Source organism: Pseudoalteromonas sp. S1608 (assembly GCF_005887265.1).
GTDB lineage: Bacteria > Pseudomonadota > Gammaproteobacteria > Enterobacterales > Alteromonadaceae > Pseudoalteromonas > Pseudoalteromonas undina.
This window is the reverse complement of the sequence record NZ_PNDK01000064.1, coordinates 1-10,545: the sequence shown is the minus strand read 5'-3', so window position 1 is coordinate 10,545 and position 10,545 is coordinate 1. Positions and strand designations below refer to the sequence as shown.

General features: G+C 41.5%; 10 protein-coding genes and 1 tRNA gene. 1 reads left to right on the top strand and 10 read right to left on the bottom strand.

Annotation, left to right across the window (positions count from 1 at the left end; genetic code table 11):
• The first annotated feature begins 135 nt into the window (after positions 1 to 135).
• Positions 136 to 211 (top strand) — tRNA-His (locus CWB75_RS18520).
• Between the two features lie 331 nt (positions 212 to 542).
• On the opposite strand, the gene CWB75_RS18515 is transcribed toward CWB75_RS18520, so the two are convergent.
• The 10 genes from CWB75_RS18515 to trmJ form a co-directional block, all read right to left on the bottom strand.
• The gene (locus CWB75_RS18515; RefSeq protein ID WP_055013453.1) at positions 543 to 2,084 is read right to left on the bottom strand and encodes a methyl-accepting chemotaxis protein; all 1,542 of its coding nucleotides are present in this window, start codon (positions 2,082 to 2,084) and stop codon (positions 543 to 545) included.
• A 472-nt stretch (positions 2,085 to 2,556) separates the two neighbouring features.
• Positions 2,557 to 3,984: an NAD-dependent succinate-semialdehyde dehydrogenase gene (locus CWB75_RS18510; RefSeq protein WP_138571409.1), complete on the bottom strand. Its 1,428-nt coding sequence runs from the start codon at positions 3,982 to 3,984 to the stop codon at positions 2,557 to 2,559.
• A gap of 173 nt (positions 3,985 to 4,157) precedes the next feature.
• Positions 4,158 to 4,496, bottom strand: coding sequence for an ISC system 2Fe-2S type ferredoxin (fdx, locus tag CWB75_RS18505; RefSeq protein ID WP_008113929.1), 339 nt, complete (start codon positions 4,494 to 4,496; stop codon positions 4,158 to 4,160).
• An 11-nt stretch (positions 4,497 to 4,507) separates the two neighbouring features.
• Positions 4,508 to 6,370 (bottom strand): Fe-S protein assembly chaperone HscA, encoded by a 1,863-nt coding sequence (gene hscA / locus CWB75_RS18500; protein ID WP_138571408.1) that lies wholly within the window; start codon positions 6,368 to 6,370, stop codon positions 4,508 to 4,510.
• 42 nt (positions 6,371 to 6,412) lie between these two features.
• Positions 6,413 to 6,940, bottom strand: coding sequence for a co-chaperone HscB (gene hscB / locus CWB75_RS18495; RefSeq protein WP_054202355.1), 528 nt, complete (start codon positions 6,938 to 6,940; stop codon positions 6,413 to 6,415).
• Positions 6,941 to 7,026: 86 nt separating this feature from the next.
• On the bottom strand, positions 7,027 to 7,350 hold the full coding sequence (gene iscA / locus CWB75_RS18490; protein WP_008113924.1) for an iron-sulfur cluster assembly protein IscA: 324 nt from the start codon (positions 7,348 to 7,350) through the stop codon (positions 7,027 to 7,029).
• Between the two features lie 9 nt (positions 7,351 to 7,359).
• Positions 7,360 to 7,743, bottom strand: coding sequence for a Fe-S cluster assembly scaffold IscU (gene iscU, locus CWB75_RS18485; protein WP_008113923.1), 384 nt, complete (start codon positions 7,741 to 7,743; stop codon positions 7,360 to 7,362).
• A gap of 40 nt (positions 7,744 to 7,783) precedes the next feature.
• Positions 7,784 to 9,001 carry an IscS subfamily cysteine desulfurase gene (locus CWB75_RS18480; RefSeq protein WP_008113922.1) on the bottom strand — a complete coding sequence of 406 codons (1,218 nt, stop codon included), beginning with the start codon at positions 8,999 to 9,001 and terminating at the stop codon, positions 7,784 to 7,786.
• Positions 9,002 to 9,025: 24 nt separating this feature from the next.
• Positions 9,026 to 9,517 (bottom strand): Fe-S cluster assembly transcriptional regulator IscR, encoded by a 492-nt coding sequence (gene iscR, locus CWB75_RS18475; RefSeq protein WP_008113921.1) that lies wholly within the window; start codon positions 9,515 to 9,517, stop codon positions 9,026 to 9,028.
• 181 nt (positions 9,518 to 9,698) lie between these two features.
• Positions 9,699 to 10,424 (bottom strand): tRNA (cytosine(32)/uridine(32)-2'-O)-methyltransferase TrmJ, encoded by a 726-nt coding sequence (gene trmJ / locus CWB75_RS18470; RefSeq protein WP_054202357.1) that lies wholly within the window; start codon positions 10,422 to 10,424, stop codon positions 9,699 to 9,701.
• Positions 10,425 to 10,545: the final 121 nt, after the last annotated feature.

Genomic DNA, 10,545 nt, shown 5'->3' with positions numbered 1-10,545 from the left:
CGTTGCCCGTTGCCCGTTGCCAATAGCTTAAATTTAGAATACTTGTAATAAGTTTAATTTTTTTTGATTTTTTGCTTCACAAGCATAGGGATATTATGTATTATGCGCGCCACACCAAACAAGGTGTATGTAGTGGCGGTTGTAGCTCAGTTGGTAGAGCCCCGGATTGTGATTCCGGTTGTCGCGGGTTCGAGCCCCGTCAATCGCCCCACTATTTTCTAAGTCCTATCAGTAATATCCAAAGTTAATTTTTTAGTTATATCTAGTTTTCATAAAGCCAAACATAAAATAAAAAAATACGCTCTTATCTGTAGCCACCTGTTTCCCCAGCATTGATTTATATCGTTATTTAGTGCTTTTGATAAAAGCCTGATGCGACATGAAGTCACTGCTAAATAAATATTACAAATAATACCAGTAGTAGCAGGTTTTCCCCGCACCACACAGCCCGTTGCCCGTATTTGACGCTTTAGGCGCGCTGAGAACATGTTATATTCTCAGCGCCTCATACGCTTGGGTATTTGCTGCCCTTGCTCAAATTGTTAACCTACTTTAAAAGAAAGGCCTAGTGACGCTAATGCTTTAGAGTGTTTTTCAATCGCATCAGACTCTGTACCTACACTGTGCGCTTGGGCTAAGTTTTCTGAAGACGCACTACTAATATTTGAAATATTACGGCTAATTTCTTGCGATACCATGCTTTGCTCTTCCGCAGCGGTTGATATTTGCGTTGCTAAATCAGAAATATCAGTAATTGCAGCATATACTTTTGAGACGATATCTTGGCTATTGCGGGTTTCTTTAACACAGCTCTCTGCCGCATTCTTACCAGCTTCCATTGTTTTTGACCAGTTGAGTAACGTAGACTGCATTTCAGATATAGAAACTTGAATTTGCTCTGTAGCGGTATGCGTTCTGCTTGAAAGCGCACGCACTTCATCAGCAACAACCGAGAATCCTCTACCATGCTCACCGGCACGCGCAGCTTCAATAGCGGCATTCAGAGCAAGTAAGTTTGTTTGATCTGCAATCCCTTGTATCTCTTGCATTATGCCACCAATTTTTTCAGCCTCTGTTGCTAGCTCGCTCGCTGAACTTGCCGAGTTATCCACCTCGTTGGCGAGTAACGATACTTCACGCATGGTGCCTGACATCGCTTGCGTTGCGCTTTCGCAGTCTTGGTGAGCTTGTTGCACTCGTTGGTTAGTTACTAAAGTATTTTTTGCTACTTCATCAATTGAATGCACCATTTCCTCAACGGCAGACGACACTTGATGTAATTCAGACGCTTCTTTTTCAACACCGGCCTGCGCAGCTTCAGCACAAGTTTTAAGAGAGTCAGCACCTTTACTCAGGCTTAAAGTACCATCAATAATACGGCCAACAATGGTCGTTACTTTACCCTCAAGTAATTTAATCTGAAAATCACTATAGCTGAGGCTGTCGCTACCAGAATAAATATGCCGAGATACGCTATCTGGACCTGCTTTGGTTTTTTTGATTGTGCTTTGCGAACGAATTAACTCTTCATAAAAAATAACAAAAGGCAGAGGAACAAACAGTAAACATAACCAGAACATATAACTTGTTAACCAAGCAATTAAAGCTGCACAGCCAATAAATAGAGGAAGTTTAAATGCGGCTAATTTTTCACTTAAAGGGACAATTGATTGACCGTTGTTTAAACGTTGGTAAAGCTTTTCTGCGCGGTTTTTATATTCTGGAAGGAGTTGTTGGCGGACTGATTGATAACCTACTTTTTTACCGTTTTCGTAAATAGGGGTAACAAATGCATCAACCCAGTAATAACGCCCATCTTTACATCTATTTTTTACAGCTCCTCGCCATGCGGTATCACTTTTTAAATTAGACCACATATCACCAAATGCCGCAGGTGGCATGTCTGGGTGGCGAACCATGTTATGGTTTTTCCCTTTTAACTCATTAATGGTATACCCTGAAACTTTACAAAAGCTATCATTTGCATAGGTGATAACCCCTCGTAAATCTGTTGTAGAAACTAACTCTTCGTCAATGCCAAACGAAACTTCCTGGTCTACCGTTGCTTGATTTCTTCTACTCATAGTGGGTGCTTCATTATTTTTTAATGGATGAATTTGCGGAATGTTAATTTATAAGTGTATAAAACACAATTATACATTTTTACTATATGTTAATAGTATTGAAACTACTGAAACTTTATTCTACTCATTAACACACCAAAAATATACATTTAAAAACATACAGTTACAAATATTCACGCGAATTAAAAAGAATTACTCTTTCATAAAAGCCTACTTTTAAAAGGGATATAAGCAGAATAGCATCTAACTAAGAATAGTTTAGACCTACAAGGAGGAAGTAGCCAAAAACCTCTCCTTAAAAAAGGGCAAAAAAATGCCACCAAAATGGTGGCATTTACACACGGGGGTATTTCTACTTATAGAAATTTTTTACTTTTTGTTTACTTAAACATTTTTTTGAAAGGTAGCATTTACACCCATTTCAAGCAACTTAAAACGCTAAACGGTTAACTCATCGGAACAGTTTATAGAGTTAAACTCTAATACATACGTATTTTTCTTCTAGGTATTCATCTAAACCTTGGTGACCCCCCTCTCTTCCAAGACCTGATTGTTTTACCCCACCGAACGGTGCTACAGGGTTTGATATAACCCCCTCATTTACACCTATCATGCCAAACTCTAACCCTTCGCTTATACGATAGATTTGTTTAATGTTTTGGCTATAAAAATACGCAGCTAATCCATAAGGGACATCATTAGCAAGCGCAAGGACTTCGCTTTCTTCATCAAATGGGATCACCGTTAATACAGGGCCAAACACTTCTTCGTGATAAATATCCATTTGTGTAGTGACATTAGTAACTATTAATGGGTTTTGAAAGCTGCCACCTAAATTACTGTTATCTCCAATTAGCGTAGCGCCTTTATCGAGAGCATCTTTAATCAGTTGTTGTACTTTCTCTTTTGCTTTGGGATAAATAAGCGGGCCTATGTCGGCATTTTCATCAAAACCGTTTGCAACGTTGAGCGCAGCGACTTTGGGTGTAATTTTTTCAAGCACTTCATTTAATATACTGCGCTGGATGAATATACGGTTTGCCGCTACACACGCTTGGCCGCTGTTTCTAAATTTAGCTGCCATTAGGCCATCAATAGCGTCATCAATATCGGCATTATCAAAAATAATGAACGGCGCATTGCCACCTAATTCCATTGATGTTTTTTTAATTGTCTGTGCACACTGTGATAGTAACTGCTTACCTACACCTGTAGAGCCAGTAAAGGTAAACTTACGTACCACCTCTGAGTCAGTCAACATTTTACCAACGTCTTTAGCGTTTTGTGATACCAACACATTAAATGCGCCTTTCACAAAGCCAGCCTGATCAGCTAAATACGCTAAAGCAATAGCACATAGTGGTGTATGTTCAGAAGGTTTTAAAATGAAACTACAGCCAGCAGCATAAGCAGGGGCTACTTTTCGAGTTACCATAGCCACAGGAAAGTTCCATGGTGTTATACCGGCAACCACGCCAATAGGCTGTTTATAACTGGTTAGGCGATGCTGATTGTCGGTTGCAGGGATCACATCCCCATAGCTACGTTTAGCTTGCTCAGCAAACCACTTAATAAAGCCGGCGCCATAATCTATTTCACCGAGAGATTCTTTAAGTGGTTTCCCCTGCTCTTTGGTCATAAGTGTAGCTAATGTGTGTTTATGTTTAATCACCAACTCATACCAGCGCATCAGAGTTTCACTTCGCTCGGTTGCATTGGTGGCTTTTAATTTTACAAACGCGCCTTTTGCCGCATTAATAGCTATTTTTACACCTTGCTCGTCAATGTCACTTACATCAACAATACTTTGTTCGGTGGCGGGATCATCAACGCTAAAGCGTGTGCTGGTTTTATAAAATTCACCGTTTATAAACGAGTCTGAAAAAATAAGATCACTCAAAATACACCTCCGAAATGGGTTTTGGGCTTCGATAAATTACCCGCGCCTCGCAGCCCGTCGCTCGTAACCTTTAACCTTTAAAAAGACGCGGGATAAACCCGCTGCTACTTATACAAACAAAAAAGCCGCGGTATTAAACAGCGGCTTTTAATATAATAGTCGTTAATTAAAAACTAGTGTTCTTCATTAACGATATTGAGATTGTACTTAGGTATTTCAACCACTAAGTCTTCATCTCTAATAATTGCTTGGCAACCTAAACGTGACTCTGGTTCTAAACCCCAGGCTTTATCTAGCATGTCGTCTTCTAGGTCGTCACTTTCATCTAATGAGTCAAAACCTTCACGGATCACTAAGTGACAAGTTGTACATGCACATGACTTTTCACAGGCATGAGGAATGCTAATGCCATTTTTAAGCGCGATATCAAGTACCGTTTCGCCAGCGGGCGCTTCTATTGCAGCACCGTCAGGACACAACTCCGGATGGGGAAGAAAAACAATTTGTGGCATTCTAATCTCTCTTATATATTGTCTACTGACTGGCCTGTTAAGGCTTTTTTAATTGATGCATCCATTCTACGCGCGGCAAAATCACTACTCGCATTGTCCATTTTTTCAATGGCTGCTTTAATTTCGCTTGGCTCTTGTGCACTCTCGCGTACTTTTGCAAGTTCGTTTATTTCCACTTTTAGCGCCGCTAGTTGCTCAGGCTCAAGTAAATCGCCATCAGCTGCTAAAGAGGCTTCCATTGCTTCTATTACACGAAGCGCTTCAACTTGTTGCTCTTTAAGCATACGCGCTTGCATGTCGCCTTTAGCGTTACTCATCGACTCTTTAAGCATATTAGCAACTTGGTCGTCAGACAAACCAAACGACGGTTTTACTTGTATTTCTGCTTGAACGCCAGTTGATTTTTCCATGGCTGATACGCTTAGTAAACCATCAGCGTCTACTTTAAAGGTAACGCGAATATGCGCCGCTCCCGCTGCCATAGGTGGAATGCCTTTTAAGCTGAACTTTGCCAGCGATCGACAATCGTCAACCAGTTCACGCTCACCTTGTAATACATGCAACGACATAGCCGTTTGACCATCTTTAAACGTAGTAAATTCTTGCGCACGTGCAACTGGAATAGTGGTATTGCGTGGAATGATTTTTTCAACCAAGCCACCCATGGTCTCAAGTCCTAGCGACAACGGTAACACATCCAGCAATAACATGTCTGAATCTGGCTTGTTACCAATTAATACGTCTGCTTGTAATGCTGCACCCAGAGCAACAACACGATCAGGGTCAATTGAAGTGAGTGGTTGTTTATCAAAAAACTCGCCAACTTGAGTACGTACCAACGGCATGCGGGTTGAACCGCCAACCATCACCACTTGTAATACTTCTTGGTTTTCAATACCGGCATCTTTTACTGCACGACGACATGAGCGGAGCGTTTTTTTAACCAGTGGCATAGCCAGCTCGTTAAACTTCTCTCGCGTTACTTCAACCATGTATTTTTCATCGTCAAACTCAAGACCAACATTCACTTTTTCGTATTGGCTGAGTGCTTCTTTACAGGCTTTGGCTTTGTTAATGAATAAACGTAATACCGAAGGAGATAAGCCCGTCACGCCAGTTTCTTGTTTTAAGTAGTCAACTAATAATGAGTCAAAGTCATCACCGCCTAGACTAGAATCGCCACCAGTGGCCAATACTTCAAACACGCCTTTATTTAAGCGCAGTATAGAAATATCAAATGTTCCGCCACCTAAGTCATAAACAGCAATTATGCCTTCTTGGCCTGAATCTAAACCATAAGCAACGGCAGCCGCGGTTGGCTCGTTTAATAAACGCAGTACATTAATGCCGGCAAGTTCAGCCGCATCTTTAGTGCTTTGGCGCTGTGCATCATCAAAATAGGCTGGTACGGTGATAACCGCGCCTAAAATATCTTGATTACCAAAGCTTTGTTCTGCACGTGCTTTTAAGGCACCTAAAATATGACTTGATGCTTTTACTGGGCTGATTTTTCCGGCTTCAGTTGCTATAGCCAGTGCACCGTTATCATCGCAAAATTGATAAGGCAGTTGGCCATAGCTTTGTTCTATTTCGGCTTGGGTTTTACCTAAAAAGCGCTTAACTGAAATGAGTGTATTAACCGGATCGAGTGTAGCTGCTTGCATTGCGTCTGCACCCACGGTTATGCCACCAGCTTGGTAACGCACTACAGACGGCAACATTGCTTCGCCTAACTCATCAGTAATAGTACGAGCTTCGCCGCTTTGTACGGTTGCCACTAATGAATTCGTGGTACCTAAGTCAATTCCAATTGCTAATTTATGTTCATGTGGTGCCGCGCTCTGCCCCGGCTCAGCAATTTGCAATAATGCCATAATGCTCTTTAAACTCGTGTTGCTCGCTTTGCAGCAAGTGAATTAATCGTCAAATAAACTGTCTTCAATGCGTTCAAGTTCGTCGCGTAACTTATAAACAAACTTTAGCTTACGGATACTGTCTGCTGCTTGTTGATATTGCTGCTCATCGTTACTTGCTAACTGCTCTGCCAATTGCGCACTGTATTGCTGATCAAGCTGCTTTATTTGTTTTTCAAAATGATCAATAGCAGAATCAGGATCGCTTGCGCTCGCTAACTCTTCAAGTTCTTCGCGAAGCTCCATTTGCTGCATTAAAAACATGGGATCTTGCAATGTTTGCTGCTCAGCACGAATATCTACGCCTAGCTCGCTCAGCATATATTCTGCACGTTTAACGGGATGCTTAAGTGTTTGCAGTGCATCATTAATTTCGGCAGTACTTTGTACGGCCATTAATTTATCACGACTGCTAGCGTTAGCATGGCGATCAGGGTGAACAGCACGTTGAAGTTCTAAGTAGTGCTTGTTAATCGTTGCTAAATCAATATTGTAGTCAACGGGAATTGCAAATAACTCAAAATAACGCATAACTTCTCACAAATGACAAAGCCCTACATTAATTGGCAGGGCTTAGTTATACCCAAGTAGCTTAGGTATTCAAAACAAGTTTGAGCTTAAACGGTAAAGCTTTCGCCACAACCACACTCATCAGCTTGGTTAGGGTTATTAAATTTAAACCCTTCATTTAAGCCTTCTTTAGTGTAGTCGAGCTCGGTGCCGTCGATATAAACTAAGCTTTTAGCGTCAACAATTAAGGTAACGCCTTTAGCTGCAAATGTTTCATCGTCATCGTTTAGCTCATCAACAAACTCTAATACATAAGCAAGACCTGAACAGCCCGTCGTTTTAATGCCAACTCGCAGGCCTATGCCTTTACCACGGTTTGCTAAAAATGATTGTACGCGGTTTGCTGCCGCATCTGTCAATGTCACTGCCATGAATATCTCTTAGTTTGTATGTTTGCTTTTGTAATCTGCAATTGCTGCTTGAATTGCATCTTCTGCTAAAATTGAACAGTGAATTTTCACTGGCGGTAATTCTAGCTCTGCGCTGATATCGGTGTTTTTGATAGTTGCAGCTTCGTCTAATGTTTTGCCTTTAACCCACTCTGTTACCAGTGAAGATGAAGCAATTGCACTACCACAGCCGTACGTTTTGAATTTTGCATCTTCAATCACGCCTTCTGCAGACACTTTAATTTGCAGTTTCATTACGTCACCACATGCTGGTGCGCCTACCATACCCGTTGCCACTGACGGATCGTTTTTATCTAGAGCACCTACGTTACGTGGGTTTTCTACGTGGTCGATTACTTTATCACTGTAAGCCATAATTCTATCCTCACTACCTGCTAGGTATGGGCTCCACTAATTAGTGGTGCGCCCATTCAACTGAATCTAAATCAACACCTTCTTGGTGCATTTCCCAAAGAGGAGACATTTCACGTAAACGACCAATCGAGTTTTTCATTAGCTCAACGGTGTAATCAATCTCTTCTTCGGTCGTAAAACGGCCAATACTAAAACGAATTGAGCTATGTGCTAATTCGTCGTTGCGGCCTAATGCACGTAATACGTAAGAAGGCTCTAAACTTGCAGATGTACAGGCTGAACCTGACGATACCGCAATATCTTTAACAGCCATTAGTAACGACTCACCTTCAACAAAGTTAAAGCTGATATTAACAATACCTGGTACTGATTGGTCTTGTGTGCCGTTAAAGTACACTTCGTCCATATCTGTTAAAATGCCGTCGATTAGGCGTTTACGTAACGCACTGATGTGTGCGTGATCTTTTTCAAAATCTTGTTTTGCAATTCTAAATGCTGCGCCCATACCTACTAACTGATGGGTCGCTAATGTACCAGAACGCATACCACGTTCATGGCCGCCACCGTGCATTTGTGCTTCTAAACGTGCACGTGGTTTACGACGAACATACAAAGCACCTACGCCTTTAGGGCCGTATACTTTGTGCGCCGAGAATGACATGAAATCTACTTTGGTTTGTTGCACATCGATTAAAACTTTACCTGCGCTTTGTGCTGCATCTACGTGGAACATAATTTTACGTTCGCGACACATTTCACCAATAGTGTTGATGTCTTGAATTACACCTAGCTCGTTATTTACATGCATAATGCTTACAAGCACAGTGTCGTCACGCATCGTATCTGCTAATTTTTGCAGATCAAGTAGGCCGTTTTCTTCAACGTCCATATAAGTTACTTCAAACCCTTGACGCTCAAGCTCACGACATGTGTCGATAACTGCTTTGTGTTCAGTTTTAGCGGTAATAACATGCTTACCTTTTTTCTTGTAAAACTGAGCTGCACCTTTAATAGCAAGGTTATTTGATTCTGTTGCACCCGATGTGAATACAATTTCACGTGGGTCTGCATTAATTAAATCGGCAATGTCAGTACGTGCTTGGTCAACGACTTCTTCAGCTTGCCAACCAAAACGGTGTGAACGCGATGCTGGATTACCAAAATTACCGTCCATAGTCAGGCACTGCATCATTTCTTTGGCAACTCGTTCGTCAACGGGCGTAGTTGCTGCGTAATCTAAATAAATCGGTAACTTCATTTCTCTCTCCGCTGCAGGTCAACCTTAAAGTTGACAGCTTACTTGAATATTTTCCAACTGCTTAATTGCATCATTAACGCTGTTTTCTTGGCGAAGAGCGACCGCTTTAACGTCCGACTTTTCAACCAATTCAGCTAAGGTAATATTATTTAAAAATTCTTCAATTCGTGCGCTTAAGTCTGACCACAATGTATGGGTTAAACAACGCATGCCACTTTGACAACCAGTATTGCTTCGCTGACACCGAGTAGCGTCAACAGATTCATCTACCGCATTGATAACATCGCCAACTGAAATTACATCGGCCTCACGTCCTAGTAAATAGCCCCCACCAGGACCTCGAACAGAACTCACTAGCCCATTTTTACGTAAACGGGCAAATAACTGCTCAAGATAAGACAAAGAAATTTCTTGGCGCTGCGAAATATCTGCAAGCGCTACAGGGCCTATATTTGCATGTAGTGCAACATCCAGCATGGCTGTAACGGCATATCTGCCTTTTGATGTTAACTTCATAACGCCCCCCGCACAAAAGAGTGCAAATTTTAATTACCAGAGTAGATTAGTCAAGTATTCTAGGTTCTAAAAAACTTGTAATACCCGACTGTTTTGGTCAAGTATTGGGTCTATTGTAATTACCTGAGTAATTTAGTCAAGTATTAGTGGAGTAATAAAGGGCGCTATTTATAACTAATTGCTATTTTATAGACTTATTAATTGAGGTAAGAATACCTCGTAATATGTTCATTTCAGCATCTTCAGGGCGAGCACGATTAAACAAGCGACGTAGCTTAGTCATTACCATGCCTGGGTGCTGCTTAATGATGAAGCCTGTTTTAAACAAGGTGTCTTCAAGATGTTCGTAAAACAGCTCTGTTTGTTTAGACGATGGATATAGGGTTTCGTCTTCTTCTTGTTCCGCTTTAGGCTGTTGATTTAAAAACGCCATACGCGTTTCATAGCATAAGGTTTGTACTGCCATGGCTAAATTTAGCGAGCTGTATTCTGGGTTAGCAGGAATACATACATGATAATTACACAATTGTAATTCTTCGTTTGTTAAGCCACTGTTTTCACGACCAAATACAAGTGCTACAGGGCCATTTACAGCTTCGCCAACAAGCTTTTCACCACATTCACGCGGCTCAACCATAGGCCACGATAATGTACGCGAGCGAGCACTAGTACCGATAGTTAATGCACAATCAGCAATGGCATCGGCAACCGTATCAACAACAACCGCATTACCAAGTACATCTGTAGCACCTGCAGCCAGTGCGCTGGCATGACTATCTATTTCACAAGCAGGATCTACAAGGTATAACTTTGATAATCCCATGGTTTTCATGGCACGTGCCGCAGAACCAATATTGCCAGAATGTGAGGTGTTTACTAAAACGATGCGGATATCATCTAAGATCATTACAGTGCTACTTATCGAGTACAAAAAAATTGCGCAAATTCTAGCATGAAAACGCGCTGAGATCCTATATTCAATAGTCGAGATCTAAAAGATCAGTTCGGCGGTCAGCGGTCAGCGGTCA

Bases quoted from the DNA above. Each gene is read 5' to 3' on its own strand.
- iscU (WP_008113923.1), bottom strand. From the start codon at position 7,743: ATGGCTTACAGTGATAAAGTAATCGACCACGTAGAAAACCCACGTAAC.
- iscA (WP_008113924.1), bottom strand. From the start codon at position 7,350: ATGGCAGTGACATTGACAGATGCGGCAGCAAACCGCGTACAATCATTT.
- iscR (WP_008113921.1), bottom strand. From the start codon at position 9,517: ATGAAGTTAACATCAAAAGGCAGATATGCCGTTACAGCCATGCTGGAT.
- trmJ (WP_054202357.1), bottom strand. From the start codon at position 10,424: ATGATCTTAGATGATATCCGCATCGTTTTAGTAAACACCTCACATTCT.
- hscB (WP_054202355.1), bottom strand. From the start codon at position 6,940: ATGCGTTATTTTGAGTTATTTGCAATTCCCGTTGACTACAATATTGAT.
- CWB75_RS18515 (WP_055013453.1), bottom strand. From the start codon at position 2,084: ATGAGTAGAAGAAATCAAGCAACGGTAGACCAGGAAGTTTCGTTTGGC.
- hscA (WP_138571408.1), bottom strand. From the start codon at position 6,370: ATGGCATTATTGCAAATTGCTGAGCCGGGGCAGAGCGCGGCACCACAT.
- fdx (WP_008113929.1), bottom strand. From the start codon at position 4,496: ATGCCACAAATTGTTTTTCTTCCCCATCCGGAGTTGTGTCCTGACGGT.
- CWB75_RS18480 (WP_008113922.1), bottom strand. From the start codon at position 9,001: ATGAAGTTACCGATTTATTTAGATTACGCAGCAACTACGCCCGTTGAC.